Consider the following 26980-nt stretch of genomic DNA (forward strand, 5'->3'; position numbering starts at 1 on the left):
CAGTCACTCCTTTCTTCCATTAGAGAGAACTGCCGGCTAAAGAGGTGGCATAGGGCTTATCCTAGCCGCCCATTCAGTCAGTCATCGTAACTGGGTTGCGGCATAGATTGCGGAACGAGCCCGATTCACATAGAACCGGCAGTAATCGTATTCGATATTGATCAGGCTTCGGTCTGTCGCCCTCCATGTCGTTTGCACCCCTTTATTAGTAAAATAGTTGTCATAATTCTTGTCTAGTATACTCCCCAGCCTGCTTTACATTCAAGCCTAAATACATGCTTTTTTCCCTTACAACATCAGCATATGCGAACTACGATCTTGACGCGCCATAAAGAATGCATTAAAGTAGGAATTGAAATGTAATCGCTAAAAAAATGAATAGACTACTTTCTTATCAAGAGCAGGCGGAGGGACTAGCCCGATGAAGCCCGGCAACCGGCATAACTATGCACGGTGCTAATTCTTGCGGAAACATTTATGTTTCTGGGAGATGAGAGAGGCGGATGGCTTCTTAACTGAGCATACGACCTTTTCTCACAACAGAAAAGGTCTTTTTGTTGTTTAAGCGGACATACGCCTAAGCTTAATTATTACACATAAGCTTTGGTAACTAAACAGGGAGTGATCGATATGCCTATTAAAGTGCCAGATAACTTGCCAGCGAAAGAAATTTTGAGTAACGAGAATATTTTCGTAATGGATGAGAGTGTCGCTTATCAGCAAGACATTAGACCGCTGCGAATTGCCATATTGAATTTAATGCCTACTAAAGAAACAACAGAAACACAATTGCTCAGACTCATTGGTAATACGCCGCTTCAGGTTGAGGTCGTATTGCTTCACCCGCGAACGCATACATCCAAGAATACATCCACAGATCATCTTGAAGCGTTCTATAAAACATTCGATGAAATTTCACATGAGTACTATGATGGCCTTATCATTACAGGAGCACCAGTTGAGCATATGCCTTTTGAGGAAGTGAACTACTGGGAAGAGCTGAAGGAGATTATGGATTGGAGCGCAAAACGAGTGACATCCACATTCCATATCTGTTGGGCCGCACAAGCAGGACTTTACCATCACTTCAACGTTCCTAAATATAATTTGGACAGCAAAATGTTCGGTGTTTTCCCTCATACGATTGAGAAAAGAAATGTTAATCTGCTTCGCGGTTTTGATGAGATGTTCTTCGTTCCTCAATCCCGCCATACAGAGGTTCGCCGTGAGGACATTGACACAATTGAAGCGCTGGATATTTTGTCAGAATCCGATGAAGCTGGCGTATATCTCGTAGCTTCCAAAGATGGCAGACAAATATTTGTGACCGGTCATTCTGAATACGATCCAACGTCACTTAAGTATGAATATGATCGCGACATAGACAAGGGTCTTCAAATAGATGTGCCAAAAAACTATTTCCCAGGTGATAATCCGGAAAAATTGCCGCGTTCGACATGGAGAGCTCATGCAAACCTTTTATTTTCAAACTGGTTGAACTACTACGTTTATCAGCAGACACCGTTTGATTTGGGCGCAGACATTTAAATAGAGATAAGGGAGTGCTGTATCATTATGAAAATCGAAAGTCATTTGGCTCAAATTGGATCAATTAAGGAACCTGTAACCGGTGCTGTTAGCTTTCCCATTTATCAAGCGACTGCGTTTCGTCATCCCAAATTAGGACAGAGCACAGGATTTGATTATGCGCGCACAAAAAGCCCTACTAGAGCTGTTTTGGAAGAAGCGGCAGCGCAATTAGAATCCGGTGATGCTGGATTTGCATGCAGCTCCGGTATGGCTGCTTTGCAAACGGTTTTCTCGCTGTTTAGCCAAGGTGATCATTTGATCGTTTCACTTGATTTGTATGGCGGCACCTACCGTCTGCTTGAGCGGATTATGTCCAGATTCGGTGTAACGGCTTCCTATGTAGATACCAATGATATCGATGCAATGTCGTTATTGTGTACACCAAATACGAAAGCAGTCATTATCGAAACGCCGACCAATCCTCTAATGATGATTACGGATATCGAGAGAGTTGCGTCATGGGCGAAGTCGAAAGGTATGCTTACGATTGTAGATAATACGCTGCTTACGCCTTTCTTCCAGCGTCCAATCGAGCTGGGTGCAGATATTGTTATTCATAGTGCGACAAAATATTTAGGCGGACATAATGATGTTTTAGCGGGTCTTATCGTATCGAAGGGCAAAGAGCTGTCAGCAGAAATCGCCTTTCTTCATAATTCCATCGGCGCAGTTCTAGGACCGCAGGACTCATGGCTTCTTATGAGAGGCATGAAGACGTTGGCGTTGAGGATGGAACGCCATCAATACAATGCGACAACCATTGCAGGATATTTGATGGAGCATGCTATCGTTGAGGATGTGTATTATCCCGCATTGCCGCATCATCCAGGACATGACATTCAGAACAAGCAATCTTCTGGCAATACTGGCATCTTATCATTCCGGTTGAAGGACTCACGATATGTTGAGCCGATCCTTCGCCATATTCAGCTCATTGCATTCGCGGAAAGCTTGGGCGGTGTAGAGTCACTGATGACCTACCCAGCTGTTCAAACGCATGCCGATATTCCGTTAGAAATCCGTCAAGCTATCGGCGTTGATGATCGCCTTCTTCGATTCTCCATCGGCATAGAGCATTCTGATGATTTGATTGCTGATCTGGAGCAAGCATTTGCTGCTGCCATTCAAGAGATTGGGGAGGTGCTCTAGTCGATGAGCGAAGAGACAAATAAAATTCAACCTGATGATCGCCGTTTTGCTACCAAACTTTTGCATTTTGGTGCGGAAATAGATCCGCATACAGGCGCATCAAGCGTGCCGATCTTCCAAGCTTCAACCTTTCATCATCATGACATTTTCAATCCGCCCGATTACGACTATAGCCGTTCGGGTAATCCGACTCGGCAAGCGTTGGAAGATTACATCGCGCTCCTTGAAGGCGGTTCAAGAGGCTTCGCATTTGCATCGGGAATGGCTGCGATATCAACAGCATTCTTACTGCTTTCAACAGGCGAGCATGTAATTGTTACGGAGGATGTTTATGGCGGAACCTACCGCTTGCTAACAACAGTATTGGAACGTTTGGGCATTGAATCAACCTTCGTTGATATGACCGATTTCGAAGCTGTGAAGGCAGCCTTGAAACCAAATACACGTGCTGTATTTATGGAGACCCCATCCAATCCAACTTTAAAAATTACAAATATAGCAGAGACAACAGCTTGGGCAAAGGAAAACAACCTGCTTACGATGCTGGATAATACATTCATGACCCCTTATCATCAACGTCCATTAGAGCTTGGCGTAGATATCGTTCTGCACAGCGCTACAAAGTTTTTGAGCGGACACAGCGATGTACTGGCGGGTCTAGCGGTTACAAAGGATGAAAGCTTGGGTAAACGGTTGAAGCAGCTTCAGAACGGTCTTGGATCGGTTCTAAGCCCACAGGAATCATGGCTGCTCATGCGCGGAATGAAGACACTTAAGGCTCGAATGGAATATAGCGAGCGAAGCGCACGCAGACTTGCGGAATGGCTTTCTGAGCGTAAAGAAGTGACGGCTGTCTACTATCCTGGCTTGGAAGGACATCCAGGACGCGCTATTCACGAGAAGCAATCACTAGGTTATGGCGCTGTCGTTTCCTTTGATGTAGGCAGCGGAGAGCGTGCCAAATCCATGCTGAGCAAGGTTCAAATACCATTGGTAGCTGTCAGCTTAGGCGCGGTTGAGAGCATTCTGTCCTATCCGGCTATGATGTCTCATGCAGCAATGCCTAAGGAAGTTAGACATGCGCGCGGCATTACAGATGGATTGGTTCGATACTCGGTGGGTTTAGAGGACATTGAGGATTTGATAGAGGATTTAGAGCAAGCACTTCGCAACTAGTTTCTATAGAAGGAAAGGAAAACACGGCTGCGCGAATAGACGCTCCGTGTTTTCTCTATTTAGAAAGTTACAGTATCGTTGCTTCGGATGACTAGCAGCCGCAAAATATGTTAGGATGAATAGATAGAGGTTTGAATAGGGTTGTTATAAAGGAGGCCTTTGCGAAATGGGAACGATAGACCATATATTGGATAAAGCATTGCGCGGTGAACGAATTGGGTTTGAAGAAGGCATGGAATTGCTCTCATCGGATCAAATTGAGAAGATGGGTCATGTTGCGAATCAGATTATGCTAAGGCATCATCCAGATCCAATTACGACATTCGTTGTTGGTCGAAATGTTAACTATACGAATGTTTGCGATGTATATTGCCGCTTCTGCGCTTTCTATCGCGCACCTGGATCTAAGGAAGGATATGTGCTTCCTGACGAAACGATTTTGAGTAAAATTCAAGAAACGATCGACGTTGGCGGTACAGAAATTTTGATGCAAGGCGGAACGAATCCGAATTTGCCATTTACGTATTATTTGGATCTTCTTCGCAAAATCAAACAGCATTACCCAGAAATTACGATGCACTCCTTCTCACCTGCTGAAATTCAGAAGATGAAGGTTGTATCGGATGGTCTTTCTTTGGATGAGGTTATCAGACAGCTGCATGAGGCGGGACTTGATTCCTTGCCAGGGGGCGGCGCAGAAATATTGGATGATCGCACACGCCGTAAAATAAGCCGTATGAAGGGCTCTTGGACGGATTGGATGGACGTTATGAAATCAGCGCATCGTCATGGCATGAATACGACTGCGACGATGGTATATGGACTAGGCGAATCAGTGGAGGAGCGGGCATTACATATGATGCGCATTCGTGATGCGCAGGATGAATGCATTGCTAACAAATATGATTCCACAGGCTTCTTGGCATTCATCTCTTGGCCTTTCCAACCGGATAATACCAATTTGAAGCTGGAGAAAGCACCTCCTGAGGAATATTTGCGTATTGTCGCTGCAAGCCGCATTATGCTGGATAATATTCCGAACTTCCAATCCTCTTGGGTAACAATGGGGCCGGAAATGGGTAAGTTGTCTCTCTCCTATGGCTGCAATGACTTCGGAAGCACAATGATCGAGGAGAATGTCGTATCAGCGGCAGGCACGACTCACAAAGTAAACATTGATCTTATACTTCAGCTCATTCGCGAGTGCGGTAAAATTCCTGCACAGCGGGATACGAAATATAATATTTTGAAAACCTATCATGGCAATGAAATGGCCGGTCTTGATTTCGTTATGCAAAATTAATTATATTTAGAATCATGCACTTATTATTGGAACGTCTGTCGATCCATTCTGCCATAGGCAGGAGGACATCTCGACAGACGTTTTATTTTTATACGTATAAACAGGCTTCCTTACATTCCAATCTCTTCATCGTATATCGTGTGTAGCGGCACCATATACTGATAAGGAAGAAAAGGGGTGAGCTTATGGAACTGTTTACGATATCGTTGCCGAGTAGCCTCCAGCAATCGATGGACAAATTAACCCATTTATTGACGGAACAAGCAATCGTCGATTTACATATCGGCTCAAATGTTGAACGAGCGGCATTGGTAACATTTCAAGCGATTTCAGAGCAAGATATAAGATGTCAGGCCATTTTGCCGCATTTTCAGCTTAAAGTACATGGTCCAATTCTCTATAAAGCTGCATCACAAGCGATTGCGGAGTATGTGGTTAGTGATCTGGAGACAGGGATGCTGGCATCCATTATTCGCAAAAAATATCGTAATAATATAACAACAGATACAGCAGCCATTGAAAGGTACTGTCATGATTTGTTACACGGCAAGGAATGGGATGGTCTCGGCACAAAATTTCTTGATGCCGATCGTTTAAGACGAAAAAATAAGATTGCAGTTGAAGTGGATAAGTATTTGCAGGAGCATACACAGTTTAATCTGGAGGGCTTCACAAGCTTTCGATTAGTGTCATACCGCAAAGAATTATCGGAGATCGTCGATTATGCACTGGATGAATATGTATTAGATAAGCAATATCAGGAGTTCATCTCCCTGTTGAAATATTTTGTATTTCTGCAAGATACCAAGATCCCTATGGTGCATTTGCTTCATAAGGGCGGTCATGATTTCATGATTTATGATGAACGCTTTCAGCCGCTGGATCCTAATCCGCCAACCGATCGCATCGTTGCGGAAATGCTGGAGACAGAAATGAATATCGAGGATATGGTCATTAGCTCGCTTATATCGGTATCGCCCAAACATATCACGATTCACACGAGGCAACCGGATATGCAGGTGATACGCACGATTGAAACCATCTTTGAGCAGCGGGTGACCGTCTGTGTACAATGCGCATCCTGCAGCAGCAGTCTGGATGAGCTTCTTCAGCCGTAAAAAAGGATACTAAATGACAGGTGAATTTGGGCATCTAACGCTAGAGCCTTGACCAAAAGCTTAAGTCGAGCTATAATGACTCACATATAAGATCTAATCGGCAATGAAAAAGACATGTGTCTGCTCATGATGTTTGGCCCAGAAAGAGGAAACTAGGCTGAAATTTCCTTCCATAACGTCTGTAGATGTACCCCTTTGAAGCTGTATAGCCTAACCTGTAGATATCTTTATATGGAGATATGCTGCAGTACTAAGCGATACCGGATTTCTCCGTTACCAGAAAATACGAGGACTGTTGAGTTATGCATCACGCAGTCGAAGTAGGGTGGAACCACGAGCACACAAGCACTCGTCCCTTTTTTAGGGATACGTGCTTTTTTTGTGTTCTTTTTTGCTTGAAAAAAGCTTATCTGAGCCATTGCCGGCTTACAAACAGGAGGATGAACGAGAATGAGTATTGCAATAACTTTGCCTGATGGCGCTGTAAGAGAATATGCCGCAGGCACAACAATTGAAGAAGTAGCGGGATCTATTAGCCCAGGCCTTCGTAAAAATGCTATCGCAGGAAAAATTAATGGAAAAGTGGTTGATGTATACACACCAATCGAAGCGGATTCAGCCATTGAGATCGTAACGGTGGATTCTGCTGATGGACTGGAAGTTTATCGTCACAGTACAGCACATTTGCTTGCACAAGCGATTAAACGCCTGTACGGTAATTCGAATGTTAAGCTGGGAATCGGTCCGGTAATTGAGGATGGTTTCTACTACGATATAGATATGGAACAATCCTTGACACCTGAGGATCTTGTTAAGATCGAGAAGGAAATGGAAAAGATCGTTCAGCAAAATCTTGATATTCGCCGTCGTATCGTTAGCAGAGACGAAGCGCTAGCGATCTTCACAGAGCTTGATGACAATTTGAAGCTTGAGCTAATTCGTGATCTTCCGGCTGATTCGGTTATTACAATGTATGATCAAGGCGAATTCTTTGACCTGTGCCGCGGACCGCATTTGCCGTCTACTGGCCGTATCAAAGCATTCAAATTGCTTAGTGTAGCAGGTGCATACTGGCGCGGTGATTCCAAGAACAAAATGCTTCAACGTATTTACGGAACGGCTTTCCCGAAAAAAGCACAGCTTGACGAGCATCTTCATTTCTTAGAGGAAGCGAAAAAACGGGATCACCGTAAACTAGGCCGCGAGCTCAAAATGTTTACCTTCTCTCGAGAGGTAGGTCAAGGCTTGCCGCTATGGCTGCCAAATGGTGCGAAGCTTCGCAGAACAATGGAGCGTTATATCGTTGACCTTGAAGAGAGCTTGGGCTATGAGCATGTTTATACGCCAGTTCTAGCTAATGTAGAGCTTTATAAAACTTCCGGTCACTGGGAGCACTACAGCGAGGATATGTTCCCGAAAATGATCATGGACAACGAGGAGCTTGTTCTTCGTCCAATGAACTGCCCGCATCATATGATGGTTTTCAAAAGCGATATGCGCAGCTACCGCGATCTGCCAGTTCGGATTGCTGAGCTTGGTACCATGCATCGCTATGAAATGTCAGGAGCGCTTACTGGCTTGCACCGTGTACGTGCGATGACACTCAATGATGCTCATATCTTCTGTCGTCCAGATCAAATCAAGGAAGAATTCGCACGCGTTGTTAACTTGATTCGTAAGGTGTATGAGGATTTCGGTATCAAGGATTACCGCTTCCGTCTATCCTACCGGGATCCTAAGGATACGGAGAAGTATTTCCAAAACGATGAGATGTGGGAAATGTCTCAGCGTATGCTTCGTGAGGTTGTGGAAGAGCTTGAGCTTCCGTTCTTCGAAGCGGAAGGCGAAGCAGCATTCTACGGACCTAAGCTGGATGTTCAAATTAAAACAGCACTTGGCAAAGAAGAGACATTGTCAACTGCACAGCTTGATTTCTTGCTGCCAGAGCGTTTTGAGCTTGAGTATATCGGTGAGGATGGCAAGAAGCACCGTCCTGTTGTTATTCACCGCGGCATTATCAGCACAATGGAAAGAATGACTGCTTTCTTGCTTGAAAACTTCGCTGGCGCATTGCCGCTATGGTTGTCGCCCGTACAAGCAAAGGTCATTCCTGTATCCACTGCATACGAAGGTTATGCTCGCAAAGTAGCTGAGCAGCTGCAGCTTAGCGGCATCCGAGTTGAGAGCGATTTGCGCAATGAGAAGCTCGGTTACAAAATCCGTGAGGCGCAGCTGGAGAAAGCGCCATATATGCTCGTTGTCGGAGAGAATGAAATGCAAGCTGAGGCCGTTTCCGTCCGCAAACGCGGCGAAGGCGATTTAGGCGCGATCCCTGTTACAGAGCTGATTGCACAGCTGAAGAAACAAATCGCAGATAAAGAACAATAAGGTTCCACGCATAAAGCTTGGACCATCTGGGTATTATTCTTCTGAGGAGGAAGTACCCAGATGGTTACAAGCTTTTTTTATTTCAAAAAGGTTATACCTGCTTTGCTGCTCATCTTTGCCATTACGATTGGTTTAAATATACCTAGCTATTCGGAGCTCGCAGAAGCGAGCAATCATAAACCAGCAGTTCGAGCGCAGCAGGAAAATAAAGATCAACCTGAGACCGTGAAGGTGATCGCAACAGGCTATACAGCAGGCGTGGAATCGACAGGAAAACGTCCAGGCCACCCGCAATATGGCATTACATTCTCGGGTGTTAAGGTCCGAAGGGATCAGGTATCAACGATTGCTGCTGATACAAGGCTGTTTCCGATCGGAACGCTGCTTTATATTCCCGGTTACGGATATGGCGTAGTAGCTGATACAGGCTCAGCTATAAAAGGGAATAAAATTGATTTGTATTTCGAAACGATTAAGCAGGTGTATGAGCAGTGGGGTAAGCGTACGGTTGATGTTCAGGTACTTCGAATGGGAACGGGCAAGCTTTCACAAGCATGGCTGAACAAAATCAACTTAGCGATTGAAGCGGGAAAACCAATCCCGCAAACTTATTTAGAATCGTAAAAACCTCGAATAATAGATGGCAAGATTGCCATACTAATGTTGAACCAGGAGGTGATTACGATGGCTAAAAACAAAAAAAATAACAATGCAGCGCAAAACAACAAATTTAATGCAGAATTCTCTAATGAATTGAGCCAAAACAATGCTGCTGGTAAGCAGGCGAATAACACAGCTAATCAAAAAGCTGAAAAATAACAGCTTACAATGAAATCGAAACATAACAAAGAGGAACAGCTCCAGCTGTTCCTCTTTCCTTTTGCTGTATAGTGTAAATGAGGTATTAATGATTAATTGGCATTTAATAGAAACCGTCAAGGCAATCAGCGCCTAGACGGTTTTTATTATATAAATTGCTCCATTTAATTAATCAAAATGAACTAAGTCTATGATTCGCGTGATATTTTATAACATGTATCAGCGATTAATTGGATAAAAAAAACATCTACTCAGTCTTAAGGCTGATATCAAGTTCAATCGGTCGTCCCTTTTTCTACTTTCTATTGTCCGCTATACTAAGATTATCAAATATGACTGGGACCATAGGGAGTTGATGCTGCATGAATAGAAACTTTGGTAATCGGTTATTTACCGGTTTAATCATTATTGGAATTGGCGTATTATTTCTGCTTAGGCAAATGGGTCATGTGACCATAGATATAGGATACTTATTCTCGACGTATTGGCCGGTCATTCTTATTATTGTCGGTTTAAGAGGGCTGCTGTTCGGTTGCTCGCAAGGTGCTGGATCGGGATGGTGGGGAGCAATCGTTGTATTGATTGGTTGTACCTTTCTTGGAAGAAACTTGGAATGGTTCACATGGTCGATAGGAGATCTCATCTCTTATATGTGGCCTGCTGTCATTATTTTGGTCGGCATTAAGTTAATTTTGCGGCCTAAATCCAAAAATCAGGAGCCTCCCGAAGAGGATTGGAAATCGTATAGACCTTTTGAGGATGAAGCATCCGTTCCACCTGCGCCACCGCTGCATCCCGACCCTACACAAGAGCCGTCCAGTGTGGTGAATTTAAAGAAAGAAATGAACGAGCAAGAAGGGAAACAAACGAACGGGGACTATAACCAAGATAAAATGCATTCGACATATAAAAAGGATTATAAAGATTGGAAGCAGCAATATAAAGCAGATTATAAGAAAAATGCTCATGAATGGAAAAGGAATCACAAGGAGCATGTAGAATGGTGGAATCATGGCGACTCCAGTGCGCAGACGCGTTCAGGCTTTATTGGGGATATTCATATCGGTCATGACTATTGGGATCTAAAGCCGCTTAATATCTCACATTTTATCGGTGACACGGTTCTGGACTTGACGAAGGCACAGGTTTCATCGGGCGAAACTAGAATCCACATCTCTTCCTTTATAGGGGATGTCAAGGTTTATGTACCAAATGATTTCGAGGTAGGCGTTCAAGTCATATCCAGCGCTTTTATCGGCGATGTCAAAATACTTGGTCAGAAGGAAGGCGGTTTATTTACAAATATTAATATTCAATCGCCTCATTATGGAGAAGTAGACAAAAAAATCAAGCTGATTGTTAGTACATTCATTGGCGACGTGCGTGTAACGAAGGTAGGGTGATTCTCATGATGGTCCGTTTTTTGAGAAGTGGTAAGTGGGAATTAATTGGCATGTTCGTCCTCTCATCCGCAATATCCGTTATTTCAGGATGGTTGACCTGGAATGCATTAATACATGAAACGGGAAAGACGGAAGCACGCCTAGCGGCAGGCTCCGTCTTCCTGCTCGTGAGCGCGGCATTCGGCTATTGGGCAGCGCAGCGAATAGGAAGACGGATTGATACCCTTCATTTATCACTAAAACAAATTTCCAACGGAAACTACGGCGTTCGAATTATTGAAGGCGGCCATAATTCTTTTATCGAAGCTTATCGTGAATTCAATGTGCTTGCAGAGCAAATGGAAGAGAAGATGAAGCTGCTGCAAAAGCAGGGGGAAGAACATGTCATGACCGAATCAGCTTCTAATGAAGCTGCCGTTTTGGAGGAGCGCAAGCGTCTTGCCAGAGATTTGCATGACACGGTAAGCCAGCAGCTTTTTGCCATTCACATGTGCGCGTCTTCTTTGCCTAAACTGCAAAAGGTTGATCGGGAGAGAGCTGATTCCGTATTGGATCAGCTTGTACAGATGTCAAATTTGGCACAGAAGCAAATGCGTAATTTTATAGCACAGTTGCGTCCGATGGAGCTTGAAGGACGAACCTTATATGAAGCACTGGATAAATGGTTTCCTGATTATTGCAGACAAAATCATCTCCAAGGCGAGCTGGAATGGCGCTTGAAGGATGAACTTTCTGAAGCAAAGGAGCATCAGTTGTTTCTTATCGCCCAAGAAGGAATGGCCAATATAGTGAAGCATGCGGAAGCCAAAGGCTGTACCTTAACGCTTTCAGAGAATGAGAGGCAAGTAGTGATGGTTTTGCAGGATGATGGTGCAGGATTTAAACCTGATGGAGTGAAGCGCGGCTCCTATGGCTTATCTACGATGCAGGAACGAGCACAAAAGCTCGGCGGGACGGCGGAAATATGGAGCAAGCCTGGAAGCGGAACGCGAGTAAAGGTTATGATTCCTAAATTGTTACGAGGGAGAACTTAAATGATGAGTAAACCAGATCAAATAAATATAATGATCGTAGATGACCATGATATGGTAAGGACCGGCTTGCGGACTTATTTAATGCTCGAACCGAAGTTTCAGGTAACTGCCGAAGCAAGCGACGGACAATCGGCATTTGATTCACTTGCTTCATTTTCTGAGGACAGCCTTCCTGATATTATATTAATGGATTTAATGATGCCAGGAATAGATGGAATTGAAGCGACAAGAATGATTATGGCTAGGTATCCGAATATGAAAATTGTGATGCTGACAAGCTTTCTTGAGGATGATAAGGTGTATGGTGCAATTGAAGCGGGCGCGGTTAGCTATGTGCTCAAAACGGTATCCGCGGAGGAGCTAATCTATGCGATTAGCGGAGCGTTCAAAGGGATGCCAGTCATGACACAGGATGTGTCTCAGGCCTTAACAAGAGGATTGAGACAACGTACAACACAATCCGGTCACGAAGGCTTGACGGAGCGGGAGAAGGAAGTGCTTCTGCTCATTGCGGACGGTCAGTCCAACAAGGAGATAGCGGAAGAGCTTCATATAAGTGTGAAAACCGTAAAAACACATGTTAGCAACCTGCTGATGAAGTGCGAGCTGGAAGACCGAACGCAGCTTGCGGTGCTTGCTCATCGCAAAGGCTGGGCAAATCGCACATAAATGGAGGAATGATGGGAATACTACCTACTAGAACCTAGCGAACAGTCAATTTGAGAGCTAGCATAAAGGAGTAACCGTCATGATACCGATCTCATCCGTGCTTGAGTCACGGGAGCAGCAGTTTTTGGAAACCAAGGATCTTTTGGAAAGTAAGCAGTTTTCGCTTGGCGGCAACTGGGATTATGATAGTGGCTCCTTTGACCGTTCTCTGGATGAAGCACAGAAGGTATGGCTCCGCATTCCGTTTGAGGTTATCAACGGCAATATAGACAATGAAGCGGCTGATACGGATGCAGTCATTAAGCTTGGGACCCCCTATGTGCTGAAGCATCTCTATCGTGAAGGAAATGACCCGGAAGCATCTGTTCGCGTAGCGGGAGCATTGTTTGATCAATTTCAAGCGCCGACTGACCCAGATGCTGATGTAGAGACCGAGTGGGTGGAACGCGGCAAGGGATTGCTTCATGAAGTGGAGCAGCTGTTTCCAAACTGATTATAGGTTATGAAGTCAAAAAAACGCTGCCAAAAGTTACATTGGGAGCGTTTTTTTATTTCTGTTTAAATTCCTTTTAAGATTGTTTTAAGGTAGAATGTGCATGATAGAGATAAATCAAATAGCATGCAGCCCGATAATAGGCTATTAAAAGCATGAATGGTATACGATCCAAGGAGGAGAACCTGTATGGATGATCAAAACAAAAAAGATTATGATGATTTTTTCAAGAAAAATAATGAAGAGCAAAACGCTCCTGAAAATAAGGAGAATGAATCGGTTTCGCAGTATGATGCAGGATCTGAATCACAGGAACAGGCAGCTAAGCCTTCCTACTACTATTCTTACGGACCCTATAAGGCTAATCCGACAGAAGGTGGGAATCAATCCAAACAACCGACTGCTAGTGAGCAGCCGCAGTTGATACAAGATGAGCCATACGGCAATACTGGAGCGAGAGCAGAAGCACCTCGCCAACAGGAGCCGAGCAGCACGCAGCCCCAATTCACAGAACAAGTAACGCCAAGAGCGCCTCAGCAATCACAGATTAGAACATTTACTCCTTCTGCTCAGTCACCTAAGGGTGGATGGCAGGTGAGAGAGCAGCGACGTACATCTTTTAAAGCTATTTTCTTGTCATTTCTTTCTGGCGTAATCGTAGTTGGATTATTGATGTATACGGCAGATTTGAATAACTGGTTTACGGGAGAACAAAGTGTAACAGCGACAACACAATCAAGCGGATCGAATGGTTCGTCGGCTTCGATAGCGGGAACGAACGGCAGTTCTTCAGCGAATACAGTAGCAGCTAGACCGGATAACATTGCTCAGCTATTTGAAAAATCAAGTCCGGCAGTTGTTAAAATTGAAACATTTGTCAATACGGCAAAGCAAAATAGCGGCGGTTCGATGCTGGATGACTCGTTCTTCCGTCAATTCTTCGGGGACAGCTATCCGGATACGACTCAGCCTCAGCAAGGTCAACAAGGCGAGAAGGATCAAATGCAGCAATCAGGAATCGGAACTGGATTCTTCTTCGATGCTTCCGGTTATATTTTGACCAATCAACATGTTATTGGCGATTCGGATCAGATCAAAGTCATTGTTCAAGGCTATGATGAGCCGTTTACTGCCGAATTGCTGGGATCAAGCTATGAGCTGGATCTTGCGGTACTTAAAATAACAGGTACTAAGGAATTTCCTACCCTGCCGCTAGGCAACTCTGACGATATCAACATCGGAGACTGGGTGGTTGCTATTGGGAATCCATATGGCTTCGATCATACGGTAACAGTAGGGGTTCTAAGCGCGAAGGAACGTCCAATTGATATTCAGGATACGGCTGGTGAGCGTAAATATGAGCATTTATTGCAAACCGATGCTTCCATTAACCCTGGGAATTCCGGCGGCCCGCTGCTTAATGTAAATGGTGAGGTTGTAGGTATTAATACCGCTGTAAGCTCGCAAGCGCAAGGTATTGGCTTTGCGATACCGACCAGCACCATTCAAGGTGTAATTGATAACTTGAAAAATAATAAAGATATTCCTAAGCCAGCCGTTCCATTTATTGGAGCAGAGCTTTCAAATGTATCAGATGCAATTGCTAAGCAATTAGGAATGGAAAAAGTAGAAGGTTCAATTGTTCGTACCGTCTATTATAATTCTCCGGCCTATTTGGCAGGCATTCAGCAATTTGATGTAATCACGGGCATAGATGGTAAGAAATATGCTACGATGGAGAAACTGATTGCTGCAATTCAAGCGAAAAATGTAGATGACAAGGTACAATTCAATATTATACGTAAAGGTGAATCAGTAAATATTGAAGTGAAAATCGGAGATAAAAATACGTTTAATGCTGGTTAATGGTTTAACAGAGCATGAATAAGCAAAAAAACATGTACAATTAAAAGAAAAACGCAGAGAGACAGGAAGCTCTGCGTTTTTTGCTGCAAATGGAGGAGACAAGCTTATGAGACAGCATATCGTAGTAGTTGATGATGATGAGAAAATTATATCTTTGCTTCGGAGAAGCCTAGCCTTCGAGGGTTATGAAGTAACGACTGCCTCCAATGGATTGGAAGGTCTAAAGGTATTGCTTAAGACTGAACCTGATCTGCTTATACTTGATGTTATGATGCCTCAGGTTGATGGATGGGAGGTTTGCCGCCGTGTTCGCGAGAGCGGCAGCACGGTTCCAATCATGATGCTTACCGCTAAGGATGATATCAATGACCGTGTGAAAGGGCTTGATCTAGGAGCGGATGACTATTTGGTTAAGCCGTTTGCGCTTGAGGAGCTGCTCGCTCGTACGCGGGCAATGCTGAGACGTAAGACGGAAGCAGTTGGACAACACAGCAACCAGCTGCTCTATGAGGATTTGATTTTGGATATGGATGCTAGAGAAGCGATTCGCTCCGGACGACGGATCGAGCTAACTTCCAAAGAATATGATTTGCTGCTTCTATTCATGCAAAATCCGCGCCGCGTTCTTACGCGTGACTCCATTATGGAAAAAATTTGGGGCTATGACTTTAGCGGTGAATCCAATGTGCTTGAGGTTTATATTGCCATGCTTCGGCAGAAGGTAGAGGATGGCGGGAAAAATCGTTTAATACAAACAGTGCGCGGCACTGGCTATGTGCTTCGCGGAGAGGCGGGGTAGCATTATGTCCATTCGGCTCCGTCTAACCTTATGGTATTCAAGCTTGCTTGCCGTTACGATGATCGTATTCGGCATTTGTATTTACTTTTTTGTTAACTGGAATACGTATGCAGAGATTAAAGAGCAGATCAAGGCACAGGACAGTAAAATTGATATTATTGGTGCAAAATTTCTTGACCAGACGTTGGATCTGTTTGTAGGACCGAATTTTCGGGTTGATAAAAAAGATATGTATATTCAATTGGTTAATTATAAGGAAGGCGTAGTTAAGCATTCAACCAACTTTCCGTCTCAATTTGTCATTCCTTATCCTGACGCAAAAACGAATCCAAAGCATCGGTTTGTGAAAACCAACGTTGAAATTGAAAACTATAAATATGTCATGCTCGTCTATCAGCGTCCCGTTGAGTTGGACAATGAATTGTTAGGATTAGTTCAAGTAGCTGTATTCGTAAACAATGAAGAAAGATTTCTGGGCGGCTTGCGTACCATTCTTATTTTCTCATCACTAATTGTTGTCTTGATTGCATTTACAGTGGGGTTATTCATTGCGAGGCAGGCGCTTCGTCCCATTGAACGCGTCATACGTGCTACAGAGCAGATTGAATATGGATCTGATCTCAGCGTGCGTATTCCAGCTCTGGGACCGAAGGATGAGGTCGGTAAGCTGGTAAGCACACTGAATATGATGCTCTCTCGCTTGGAGATGGCTTACAATGAACTCAATGAGGCCTATAAGGCGCAGCGGAGATTCGTTTCTGATGCATCACATGAGCTGAGGACACCTTTGACAACGATCCGCGGCAATATCGATTTGCTGGAGCGGATGTGGACGAAGGTTAAGGAAACCAACTTAAACACGGAGAGCGGGGAATGGCTGCCGCTCGATAATGATCGCTGGGATTTATCGAAGGAAGCGATGAGAGACATTTCCGACGAGGCGAAGCGTATGAGTACGCTCGTTAATGATTTGCTTGCTCTTGCTAGAGCGGATGCAGGATATACGATGGAGAAAACACCGCTTGATCTCCTGCCTCTGACAGAAGAAGTTGTGCGCAGAGCGCAGCTGCTCCCTAGGACTGCTATGTGGCGGGTTGGCGACCTTTCCGCGCTGGAAGGGATTCGGGTTTCAGCAAATCATAATTATTTGCAGCAGCTTTTATTCATATTTATTGAGAACGCCTTTAAATATACAGAAGAGGGCTATATTGAGCTGCGGGCAATACGCAATGAGGACCAAATCGGGTTTGTCATTGAGGACACGGGGATCGGAATGAATCCGGAAGAGATTCCGCATATCTTCGATCGATTCTATCGTGCTGATGAATCTAGGGGCGTAACGGTAGGAACAGGGCTTGGATTATCCATTGCCAAATGGATCATTGATGAGCATCAGGGCTCTGTGGAAGTTATGACGAGTGAAGGAAATGGCACGATGTTCACAATCTGGCTTCCGATAAGCTTTGCGGACACGTCTGATTCGTCTATAATAGTAGTTATGGATGAAATGAAACCATAATAATTAATGATAGTATACAATATAAGGATATCGTATCTCCTCAGAAAGAAGGTGCATGAATTGGAAATTGTTAAAATATCTCCACGCGGCTACTGTTACGGTGTTGTTGACGCTATGGTTCTTGCGTTGCAAACAGCCAAAGACTTGGAGCTTCCACGTCCTATATATATTTTAGGCATGATTGTTCATAATGCTCATGTAACAGAAGCTTTCGAGCAGGCAGGCGTTATTACGCTTGACGGTGCGAACCGTTTAGACATCTTGGATCAAATAGATTCAGGAACTGTTATATTCACTGCACACGGCGTATCGCCAGAGGTGCGTCAGCGTGCTCGTGAGAAGGGTCTCTCTGTTGTGGATGCAACTTGTCCTGATGTGACAAAGACGCATGACTTGATTAGCTCGAAGACTGCAGAAGGCTATCATATTATTTATATCGGCAAGAAGGATCATCCTGAGCCAGAGGGTGCGATAGGCGTTGCGCCGGATATGGTGCATCTTATTGAGCGTGAGGAAGATATTGCTTCGCTCATTATCCCGGAAGGCAAAATTATTATTACGAACCAAACGACGATGTCGCAGTGGGATATCCGTCATATTATTGCTCGATTGCTAGAGCGATTCCCTACAGCAGAGGTCCACAATGAAATCTGCTTGGCGACACAGGTTCGACAAGAAGCGGTTGCTGATCAAGCGGGAGAAGCGCAGCTATGTATCGTAGTTGGAGATCCTAGAAGCAATAACTCTAATCGTCTGGCACAGGTTTCAGAAGAAATCGCAGGTGTTACAGCGTACAGAGTATCTGATGTATCTGAAATCAAGCAGGAGTGGCTGAAGGGGGTTGACCGCGTTGCGGTTACATCCGGCGCTTCGACTCCTACGCCGTTGACCAAAGAGGTTATTACCTATTTGGAGCAATACGATCATAATAACGCTGCTACATGGGAAATAAAGCGTACCGTTAATATGAGCAAGCTATTACCTAACATTCGTGTCAAATCCGTACCAGCAGAAGCGGCTACTGCTACTGCTACCGCTGAGAAAATAGAGTAGACGGTTTACGTTACTATCCTTACAGCAATTTGAATAACCGTAATCCCCGTTATTTAGCATGATAGGGATTACGGTTTGTTTGCATTTCACCCCTACTTCAGGCTCTTGATGCCCAGAACAGTTTAATACTTCCTGCATCGTCACGATGAATCGTGGTTGTTTATGGTAATCGGAGAAACTTTTCTAAAATGGGTTGACGGGAGCCAACTTTCCTTGTATATTTACTTTAACGAATAAAAGCATAAAAGCGTAGAAGCATAAAAGCTGAAAAGCGTATAAGCGTTGCAGTGCGAAGTTATCAATCATCAGCTTAATGAGCTGGTTGGCAATAGTGTTAGGGAATTGATTACGCCAATACAATAAATATTAAAAAATATTGAGGAGAGATTACTATGATCGTAATTACAAATTCAAAAATTGAGGAAGCTCGTATTGCCGAGATTGTAGCGCATATTGAAAGAGCAGGTGTTCAAGCCCACGTATCAAGAGGAACGGATCGGACTGTCATTGGTATCATTGGAAGTGCAGAACCGACACTTGCCGAACATTTGCGTCAGATGAAAGGTGTAGAAAGTGTTATCAAAATTTCTAAATCATACAAGCTAGCAAGCCGTGACTTTCATCCGGATGATACGATTATTGATATTAAAGGTGTTAAAATCGGCGGCAGCAACCTCGTTATTATGGGCGGTCCGTGCGCAGTTGAGACACCAGAGCAAATCGATGAGATTGCTAGGCTTGTAAAAGCGGCAGGCGGTCAAGTACTGAGAGGCGGCGCATTTAAGCCTCGTACAGGTCCTTACAGCTTCCAAGGGGTCGGCGTAGAAGGACTTGTCATGATGGCAGAGGCGGGCAAGAAACATGGCTTGCTGACGATTACGGAGGTTATGACGCCAGAGTATGTTGATGTCTGTGCGGAGCATGCTGATATTCTCCAAGTTGGTACACGTAATATGCAGAACTTTGATTTGCTTCGCAAGCTGGGTACAATCCAGACGCCTGTGCTGCTGAAAAGGGGCTTCAGTTCAACCTATGATGAGTTTTTGAATGCGGCTGAATACATTTTGGCAGGCGGAAATCCAAATGTTATGCTCTGTGAGCGGGGAATACGGACATTTGAAACCTACACGCGTAACACATTAGATTTGACAGCTATTCCTGTGCTTCAATCGCTTAGCCATTTGCCGGTTATATCAGATCCAAGCCATGGAACAGGCCGACGTGAGCTAGTAGAGCCGATGTGTAAGGCGTCTGTCGCTGCTGGAGCAAACGGCTTGATCGTAGAAATGCATACCGATCCTGATAATTCGATGACAGGAGATGGCGTACAATCCCTGTTCCCAGATCAATTCGCTAACTTATTGAAGCAGTTAGAGCAGCTCGCACCTATAGTAGGGAAGCAATTTGATACGCCTAAAGCACCAGCTGAAGCTTTTGCGGAATGGAAGATATAAGAAAGAAAATAGCCGTACAACCTTGATATATAAGGGTTGTACGGTTTTTTTTTGCGTTCAAATTCTAGGCGTTTGTGAATTTTTGGTCAAACTTGTGAGTATACCTGACATGAACACAAAAAATACCTGACATAGCTATTGACGGAGTTTGAAGCCAAGTTTTATAATAACGACATAGATTTGGAGCAATAATTGAACAATACTTGTTCAAAACTACGCTAATGTTCGGAAATGGAGGAAATATTAATGTCAGTTCAAAACGTTTTGGACAATATTAAAGAAAACAGCATCATGTTTGTAGATTTCCGCTTCGTGGATCTTCTTGGTCATGCACACCACATCACGCTTCCAGCTGCTGAGGTTGATGCTGATACTTTCGTAAACGGGGTAGCTTTTGACGGTTCTTCTATCCATGGTTTCCGTGGTATTGAGAATTCCGACATGGTTATGATGCCAGATACAGAATCCGTATTTATTGATCCTTTCACTGATCATCCTACACTGAACGTTATGTGTAATATCCATACACCTGAGGGCGATCGTTATGACCGTGATCCACGCAGTATCGCTCAGAAGGCTGAAGAATATCTTCAAACAACTGGTATTGGTACGACAGCATTTTTCGCACCAGAACCTGAATTCTTCATTTTCGACGAAGTTCGCTATGAAAGCTCCATGAACTCTTCTTCCTATATTGTTGAATCCGAAGAAGCTGGCTGGAATACGAACCGCAAAGAAGAAGGCGGAAACCTAGGTTCTAAAATTCCAGTTAAAGGCGGCTACGTTCCAGTAGCTCCAGTTGACTCCCAACAAGATATTCGAAGCGAAATGGTTCGTCTATTGCAAGAATCAGGCCTTCGCGTAGAACGTCATCACCATGAAGTAGCAACTGCTGGTCAAGCAGAAATTAACTTCCGCTTTGATACATTGACTAAAACAGCTGATAATCTTATGAAATTCAAATATATTATTCACAATACGGCTCGCCAATATGGAAAAACGGCTACTTTCATGCCGAAGCCGCTATTTGGTGACAACGGTAGCGGTATGCACGTTCATGCTTCTATCTTCAATGGCGACACTCCTTTGTTCTATGACAAAGGCGCTTATGCAAACCTAAGTGAAATGGCAATGCACTACATTGGCGGCGTGCTTTATCATGCTCCTGCATTGATTGCTATCACAAACCCAAGCACGAACTCATTCAAACGTCTTGTTCCTGGCTATGAAGCACCGGTTAACCTTGTATTCTCTAAAGGTAACCGTTCTGCAGCGGTTCGTATTCCGATTGCAGCAGTAACACCAAAAGGCTGTCGTATTGAGTTCCGTACACCAGACAACACAGCTAACCCTTACCTAGCTTTTGCAGCTATGCTGCTTGCAGGTCTAGATGGTATCAAGCGTAAGCTTGATCCAGTAGCTCTTGGCTACGGTCCTTTCGACAAAAACATCTATGAATTGCCAGAAGAAGAGAAAAAAGAGATTCGCAGCGTTCCTGGAACACTTGACGAAGCACTTAACGCTCTTGAAGCAGATTCCGAGTTCTTGACAGAAGGCGGCGTATTCTCCAAAGACTTTATCGATAACTACGTTGCAGTGAAACGTCAAGAAGCAAAAGCAGTTGCGATTCGTATTCATCCACATGAATTCAGCCTATACTACGATTGCTAGTCAAATATTCAAAAAAGGGTCCAATTTGGACCCTTTTTCTTATTTATAAGTAATATTTATATCTAAATCCGAATGATTATTGTAAAGAAATTGACATACGTTCGACTTTTTGTTCGATGATCGTACGATTACACTTGATGCAATCCTCCAAAATTGCTATCATAACGATATCAATTATATAGAAACTGAGGTGCGTATCCGATTATGACACGAGCATTTAATTTTAATGCAGGACCAGCTGCAATACCACTAGAGGTACTTAAGCAAGCACAAGAGCAATTTGTTGATTATCAAGGCGCAGGCATGTCCATTATGGAAATGTCACATAGAAGCCCGTTGTATGAGGGAGTAAATAATGATGCACAAGCATTGCTGCGCGAATTATTTAATATTCCAAGCAACTATCACGTCCTATTGCTGCAAGGCGGTGCGAGTACGCAATTTGCTATGCTGCCAATGAACTTGACTCGTCCTGGCGCACCTGGCGCTTATGTTATGACAGGAGCATGGGCTGATAAAGCACTGAAGGAAGCGAAGCTTGTTGGAGAAACAGCTGTCGCGGCTACTACAGAGTCTGACAAATTCATGCGTATGCCGACAATGTCGGAAATTGTAGTTCCGGACAATGCAGCATATCTACACCTGACATCGAATGAAACAATTGGCGGAACACAATTTAAGGAATTTCCTAACACAGGAAACATTCCGCTTATTGCAGACATGTCCAGCGACATTCTGAGCCGTCCCGTTGATGTAAGTCAATTCGGCATGATCTATGCCGGCGCTCAAAAGAATCTAGGACCATCGGGTGTTACTGTCGTAATCATCCGTGATGATCTTGCGAAAGACAGCCCGAAAACGATCCCGACTATGTTTAGATACGATACGCATGTGAAGAGCTCTTCGCTTTACAACACGCCTCCATCTTTCTCTGTGTACATGGTAAACCTTGTACTGCAGTGGATTAAAGCTAAAGGCGGCGTAGCGCAATTAGAGCAATACAACTATGACAAAACAAAACTAATCTATGACGCTATTGATGGAAGCGGCGGCTTCTATATCGGTTGCGCGCAGCCTCAAAGCCGTTCGCAAATGAATATTACATTCCGCATTCACAGTGAAGAGCTCGAGAAAAAATTCATTAAAGAATCAGAGCAAGAAGGTTTTGTAGGATTGAAGGGGCATCGAGATGTAGGCGGCCTTCGTGCATCGACTTACAATGCTGTCCCTCTGGAAAGCTGTCAGGCGCTTTCGCAATTTATGAATGAATTCCAAAAGAAAAATGGCTAATCAGATATAAAGCTGTTTCATTGTAATTCAAACAAAAAACCGCCTCCACCTTCTGCGAAGAAGGGGAGGACGGTTTTTCGTTTGTTATGCGAATGAACTCTCGGCAATTTGAGGGCCATGCAGCTTATATCCGACATTGCGAACAGTCATAATGTATTCTGGTGTACGAGCGTTTTTCTCAATCTTATCGCGCAAATGACTAATGTGTACGTCAACGATGCGAGTATCGCCAAGAAAATGATAGTCCCATACTCCCTGCAGGAGCTGCTGGCGGCTAAGTACTTTGCTTCTGTGGCGGCACAGGAATAATAAGAGCTCAAATTCTTTTGGTGTTAAATCGATAAGCTTGCCGTCAATGAGCACCTCGCGCTGCTCCACTTTCACATGCAAGCGGCCAATATTAAAGGATGTATGATCAGAAGTGCCGGGCAAGGATTGAAGACGCCGGAAAATTGCTTTTATACGTGATACAAGCTCTTGCGGGCTAAATGGTTTGGTCATATAATCATCTGCGCCATTATCTAGTCCCGCTATTCTGTCCGATACGCCTTGAAGAGCAGTCAACATGACGATCGGAACAGCGTTGCTCTGTTTGCGCAGCTCGCGGCATACTTGAATTCCGTCCATTTTGGGCAACATGAGATCGAGGACAATTAAATCAGGACGAAAAGGTTTTAGCATATCGAAAACAGCTTCACCATCATTCACGCAGCGGACATCGTAGCCTGCCAGTTTTAAATTAAATTCAATCAACATGGAAATGGAAGGCTCGTCATCGACGACCAATATTTTTTTTCGCAAGGTTCAACTCTCCTTCATCATTGTTTTCTTCGTTTTTCCCATTATGAAGGAGAATGTTATGCACTAGATTAATGGTACGTAAAGCCTGTGTAAAAAAAATATTTATTTTCGTGTATAATAGTCGGAATGAGAGGTGAATTAATATAATGGCATTCCATATCGTATTGGTAGAACCGGAAATACCGGCAAACACAGGAAATATTGCGCGCACATGCGCAGCAACCGGAGCACATCTGCATTTGGTTAGACCACTCGGCTTCAACACGGATGATCGAACGCTTAAACGCGCGGGTCTTGATTATTGGCATTCTGTACATGTTGAATATCATGATTCTTTCGACGAAGTACTTGCTCTTTTCCCGGAAGGTCGTTTTTTCTATGCCAGTACAAAGGCGCAAAAGCTGTATTCTTCATTCGAATACGTTGATGGAGACTTTTTTGTGTTCGGAAAAGAGACAAAAGGACTTCCACCCGAGTTAATCCAAGCAAATTTGGGTACATGTATTAAAATGCCGATGTCGGACAATGTTAGATCGCTTAATTTGTCTAATTCGGCTGCAATTATTGTGTATGAAGCATTAAGACAAAATGATTTTCCCGGTCTTGGATAGTTTTGTAACTTTTTATCTCAGAATATGGAATATTTTTGATGTAAAGCAATCATTTATTGCAGGATATTAAGAAATTAATAATTTGAGAAGGAAAAGCCAAAGGTTCATCGAAAGACTATAACGCAGAGGTTTCTCAAAAATACTTGCGAAACCAGACACAGAAGAGGTGAAAGTGATGAAACCAGCAGGTGTAGTAAGGAAAGTGGACCAACTAGGTAGAATTGTACTTCCAAAATCATTACGGAAGCGTTACTTGATGAATGAAGGCGATCCCGTTGAAATTTTCGTGCAAGGTGACCATATTATTTTGGAACGTTACCGTCCCAAATGTGTATTTTGCGGCTCAATTGATGAAGTAAGTGACTTCAAAGAACGCTATGTATGTGGAGTTTGTATGGAAGAAATGGCAGTAATCAGCCGCTAATAGGAGATCTGACCTCCATTTTAATGAAAAAGAAGCTTCCCGCGGTGAGCAATTTGCTCTGCGGGAAGCTTCTTTTTTTGACTATAAGTGTTTGATCAATTATAGTCCGGTAGTCTTGTCATCGTTGTACGAGCTTGTCAGCATCGCCGTAATAAACAAAGCAAATACGGTCATTACAATAATAAAATTCATCTTTTCTCGCACCTCCAATAAGCTGTCTTTATTATACCCAACGATTACAAAAAAGAAAACTTTAAAAGTTGTGAACACATTGTTAACATAGAGATATAAGCAAAGCGAGCATTTAAGCTTGCGAGGAGGAGAATTGTATTATGAATTATCGTTTTTCATCTAGAGTTAATCAGTTGAAATCTTCAGCAGTCAGAGATATTTTGAAGCTGACACAAGGTAAAGACATGATTTCGTTTGCCGGTGGGCTTCCTGCAGAGGAGCTGTTCCCCGTTCAAGCGGTTCGTGAAGCCGCAGATCGCGCACTGTCTGCTGGTTCTAGTGTTTTGCAGTATGGTTTAACGGAAGGCTATATGCCGCTTAGAGAGCAGTTGTGCGAGCGCATGGCCGTTAAGGGTATGAATGTGAATCCGGAGCAAATGATTCTTACTACAGGCTCTCAGCAAGCCATTGATTTATTGGTTGGCGTGCTTACGGAACCAGGTGATACCATACTTGTTGAGCGTCCGACATACTTGGCCAGCTTGCAAGTATTTGCTTTGCATGGATTGAAAGTTATAGCCGTAGATAGCGATGAGGATGGAATTATCCCGGAAGAAGCAGAGCGATTAATTCGTGAGCATCGTCCTAGACTGTTATATGCAGTGCCTACATTCGGAAATCCGACTGGCCGAGTATGGAGCTTAGAGCGACGTCTTAAGCTGCTTGCGCTATGTCAGCAAAATGAGATCCCTATTATAGAAGATGATCCATATGGCGATATTAAATTTGACGAAAATGAAGACTTCCCTACATTGCTGTCCCTAGCGGGCGAGGTAGAGAACGGGATTGTATTTTATACCAGCACATTTTCCAAAACGGTTGCCCCTGCACTTCGTTCAGGCTGGGCTATCGGAGACAGCAAAGTAATCGGCATGGTAGCGAAAGCGAAACAAGCCGCTGATTTGCACTCAAGCTCACTGGATCAACAAATTTTAAGTCAGCTGCTCAAAGGTTTTAATCTGGATGAGCATATTAGCGTTATTTCTAAATCATACGGCGAGCGGATGCTCGAAATGCATAAACTTTTGACAGAGCAAGCCATTCCGGATGTATCATGGGTAAAACCAAAAGGCGGGATGTTCCTATGGCTCCAGCTTCCAGATGGCTTGGATGCAGAAGCATTGCTGCGTTCTGCGGTTAAGAAGGGCGTTGCATTCGTACCGGGCAGTTCATTTTATGGGGAGAATGCGCAGCGCAACACAGCTCGTCTGAATTACACCTATAACACAGGTGAACGCACAAAGCAGGGTGTTGCGCGTTTCGTAGAAGCGATTGAAGAGTTTACTGCGAGGAGCTAAGTGAAGCGACCCACTCGGAGATAACTTCGTTGTATTCCACTAGTGCGGCAGCGCCTTCAGGACGCAAGCTGTATTTGCCTCGGCCGATTCGGTCGAACCAGCCGTAGTAGTTATCGCGCAGTGTTGTCCCGCTGCGGCTGTAGCCGGTTATAGCAGCGACCTCTCTCGGAGCAAGCGGTCCAGCTGAGTTAAGGGCATACGCGCACCGCAGCGCCTTCTCACGGTATGCGGTAACGAGCTTGCGTCCTGTGCTGCCTCCAACGTTGTAATCACCGCTGCGTTCCTTGAACTCCATAAGCAGCTGAGCTTGCTTCTTGCGCTTCACTCCGCGCTGCGGAGGATCGCCTGGTGAGCAGAGCATTTCGATAACTGGCGGCTTCGTCTTATAAAAGGTAACGGTCATAAAACCGAGTCCCAGCATACGGCAAAGCTCGGTTAGATCGCCGAAACGTTGATTATGTGCGCCGCTTTTTTTTCGATTTCGCTCAACTGCCAGCACAACATAGCTATTTAAACGCAAACGTTCAATCCCTTGCAGCAGCAAGGCGAGGTTGAACGTTTTTTTCATTTCGACAATAATCGTTTCCGAATTCTCGGAATGAATGGCCACCAAATCACAATGCAGCACCTCGCTTTTGACCATGTAGCCAAGCTGCTCATAGTGTTTTTTTATAGGTATGTAAAGCTCTTCTTCGCGTGCGACAGCCACGTTCATAATCTCCTTCCGATTTCCCAAGACCAATGTAATTAACCCCATTATAACAAAGCAAAAGGCCGACTTGTCGTATTTTGATGGATGAAGGACAAAAATAGTGGTCAAT

Annotated in this window: 24 protein-coding genes and 1 riboswitch; of the genes, 22 read left to right on the plus strand and 2 right to left on the minus strand. The window is 44.1% G+C overall.

Annotated elements, in window-relative coordinates:
* Positions 1-388: 388 nt before the first annotated feature.
* A riboswitch (SAM riboswitch) is annotated at positions 389-497 on the plus strand.
* A gap of 133 nt (positions 498-630) precedes the next feature.
* From metA to serC, 19 genes are all read left to right on the plus strand, one after another.
* Complete coding sequence (gene metA, locus AC0YOD_RS20845) at positions 631-1548, plus strand: homoserine O-acetyltransferase MetA (protein ID WP_475801247.1); 918 nt, start codon at positions 631-633, stop codon at positions 1546-1548.
* Positions 1549-1575: 27 nt separating this feature from the next.
* The gene (locus AC0YOD_RS20850; protein WP_475801248.1) at positions 1576-2739 is read left to right on the plus strand and encodes a PLP-dependent transferase; all 1164 of its coding nucleotides are present in this window, start codon (positions 1576-1578) and stop codon (positions 2737-2739) included.
* 3 nt (positions 2740-2742) lie between these two features.
* Positions 2743-3915 carry a trans-sulfuration enzyme family protein gene (locus tag AC0YOD_RS20855; RefSeq protein WP_475801249.1) on the plus strand — a complete coding sequence of 391 codons (1173 nt, stop codon included), beginning with the start codon at positions 2743-2745 and terminating at the stop codon, positions 3913-3915.
* A 166-nt stretch (positions 3916-4081) separates the two neighbouring features.
* Entirely contained in the window at positions 4082-5218 is a 1137-nt protein-coding gene (mqnC, locus tag AC0YOD_RS20860) for a cyclic dehypoxanthinyl futalosine synthase (protein ID WP_475801250.1), read from the plus strand.
* Between the two features lie 185 nt (positions 5219-5403).
* Complete coding sequence (locus tag AC0YOD_RS20865) at positions 5404-6336, plus strand: putative sporulation protein YtxC (RefSeq protein WP_475801251.1); 933 nt, start codon at positions 5404-5406, stop codon at positions 6334-6336.
* A 450-nt stretch (positions 6337-6786) separates the two neighbouring features.
* A complete protein-coding gene (gene thrS, locus AC0YOD_RS20870; protein WP_475801252.1) occupies positions 6787-8724 on the plus strand; it encodes a threonine--tRNA ligase in 1938 nt (645 codons plus the stop codon).
* Between the two features lie 60 nt (positions 8725-8784).
* Positions 8785-9348, plus strand: a complete 564-nt coding sequence (locus tag AC0YOD_RS20875) for a 3D domain-containing protein (RefSeq protein ID WP_475801253.1) — start codon at positions 8785-8787, stop codon at positions 9346-9348.
* A 60-nt stretch (positions 9349-9408) separates the two neighbouring features.
* Positions 9409-9543, plus strand: a complete 135-nt coding sequence (locus AC0YOD_RS20880; RefSeq protein ID WP_475801254.1) for a hypothetical protein — start codon at positions 9409-9411, stop codon at positions 9541-9543.
* Positions 9544-9905: 362 nt separating this feature from the next.
* Positions 9906-10946 (plus strand): cell wall-active antibiotics response protein LiaF, encoded by a 1041-nt coding sequence (liaF, locus tag AC0YOD_RS20885; protein WP_475801255.1) that lies wholly within the window; start codon positions 9906-9908, stop codon positions 10944-10946.
* Between the two features lie 20 nt (positions 10947-10966).
* The gene (locus AC0YOD_RS20890) at positions 10967-11980 is read left to right on the plus strand and encodes a sensor histidine kinase (protein ID WP_475801256.1); all 1014 of its coding nucleotides are present in this window, start codon (positions 10967-10969) and stop codon (positions 11978-11980) included.
* Positions 11981-11983: 3 nt separating this feature from the next.
* On the plus strand, positions 11984-12649 hold the full coding sequence (locus AC0YOD_RS20895) for a response regulator (RefSeq protein ID WP_475801257.1): 666 nt from the start codon (positions 11984-11986) through the stop codon (positions 12647-12649).
* Between the two features lie 79 nt (positions 12650-12728).
* Positions 12729-13142, plus strand: a complete 414-nt coding sequence (locus AC0YOD_RS20900) for a YugN family protein (protein ID WP_475801258.1) — start codon at positions 12729-12731, stop codon at positions 13140-13142.
* Between the two features lie 189 nt (positions 13143-13331).
* The gene (locus tag AC0YOD_RS20905) at positions 13332-15008 is read left to right on the plus strand and encodes a S1C family serine protease (protein WP_475801259.1); all 1677 of its coding nucleotides are present in this window, start codon (positions 13332-13334) and stop codon (positions 15006-15008) included.
* A gap of 106 nt (positions 15009-15114) precedes the next feature.
* Positions 15115-15807: a response regulator transcription factor gene (locus AC0YOD_RS20910; protein WP_475801260.1), complete on the plus strand. Its 693-nt coding sequence runs from the start codon at positions 15115-15117 to the stop codon at positions 15805-15807.
* 4 nt (positions 15808-15811) lie between these two features.
* Positions 15812-17326 (plus strand): sensor histidine kinase, encoded by a 1515-nt coding sequence (locus tag AC0YOD_RS20915; RefSeq protein ID WP_475801261.1) that lies wholly within the window; start codon positions 15812-15814, stop codon positions 17324-17326.
* 60 nt (positions 17327-17386) lie between these two features.
* A complete protein-coding gene (locus AC0YOD_RS20920) occupies positions 17387-18379 on the plus strand; it encodes a 4-hydroxy-3-methylbut-2-enyl diphosphate reductase (protein WP_475801262.1) in 993 nt (330 codons plus the stop codon).
* A gap of 392 nt (positions 18380-18771) precedes the next feature.
* Positions 18772-19833, plus strand: a complete 1062-nt coding sequence (aroF, locus tag AC0YOD_RS20925) for a 3-deoxy-7-phosphoheptulonate synthase (protein ID WP_475801263.1) — start codon at positions 18772-18774, stop codon at positions 19831-19833.
* 246 nt (positions 19834-20079) lie between these two features.
* Entirely contained in the window at positions 20080-21504 is a 1425-nt protein-coding gene (glnA, locus tag AC0YOD_RS20930; RefSeq protein WP_475801264.1) for a type I glutamate--ammonia ligase, read from the plus strand.
* A 201-nt stretch (positions 21505-21705) separates the two neighbouring features.
* Positions 21706-22794 (plus strand): 3-phosphoserine/phosphohydroxythreonine transaminase, encoded by a 1089-nt coding sequence (gene serC / locus AC0YOD_RS20935; protein WP_475801305.1) that lies wholly within the window; start codon positions 21706-21708, stop codon positions 22792-22794.
* Positions 22795-22878: 84 nt separating this feature from the next.
* Here the strand turns inward: serC and AC0YOD_RS20940 are convergent, their stop codons facing one another.
* The gene (locus tag AC0YOD_RS20940) at positions 22879-23595 is read right to left on the minus strand and encodes a response regulator (protein ID WP_475801265.1); all 717 of its coding nucleotides are present in this window, start codon (positions 23593-23595) and stop codon (positions 22879-22881) included.
* 146 nt (positions 23596-23741) lie between these two features.
* Between AC0YOD_RS20940 and trmL the strand changes: the two genes are divergently transcribed.
* The 3 genes from trmL (at position 23742) to AC0YOD_RS20955 (ending at position 26159) form a co-directional block, all read left to right on the plus strand.
* The gene (gene trmL / locus AC0YOD_RS20945; RefSeq protein WP_475801266.1) at positions 23742-24206 is read left to right on the plus strand and encodes a tRNA (uridine(34)/cytosine(34)/5-carboxymethylaminomethyluridine(34)-2'-O)-methyltransferase TrmL; all 465 of its coding nucleotides are present in this window, start codon (positions 23742-23744) and stop codon (positions 24204-24206) included.
* A 175-nt stretch (positions 24207-24381) separates the two neighbouring features.
* Positions 24382-24630 carry an AbrB/MazE/SpoVT family DNA-binding domain-containing protein gene (locus AC0YOD_RS20950; protein WP_475801267.1) on the plus strand — a complete coding sequence of 83 codons (249 nt, stop codon included), beginning with the start codon at positions 24382-24384 and terminating at the stop codon, positions 24628-24630.
* A 332-nt stretch (positions 24631-24962) separates the two neighbouring features.
* Entirely contained in the window at positions 24963-26159 is a 1197-nt protein-coding gene (locus tag AC0YOD_RS20955; RefSeq protein WP_475801268.1) for an aminotransferase-like domain-containing protein, read from the plus strand.
* On the opposite strand, the gene AC0YOD_RS20960 is transcribed toward AC0YOD_RS20955, so the two are convergent.
* Positions 26143-26874, minus strand: a complete 732-nt coding sequence (locus AC0YOD_RS20960; protein WP_475801269.1) for a DUF2161 family putative PD-(D/E)XK-type phosphodiesterase — start codon at positions 26872-26874, stop codon at positions 26143-26145. The two genes, AC0YOD_RS20955 and AC0YOD_RS20960, sit on opposite strands and share 17 nt — an antisense overlap.
* Positions 26875-26980 lie beyond the last annotated feature (106 nt).

The organism is Paenibacillus sp. J31P13, from assembly GCF_056269295.1.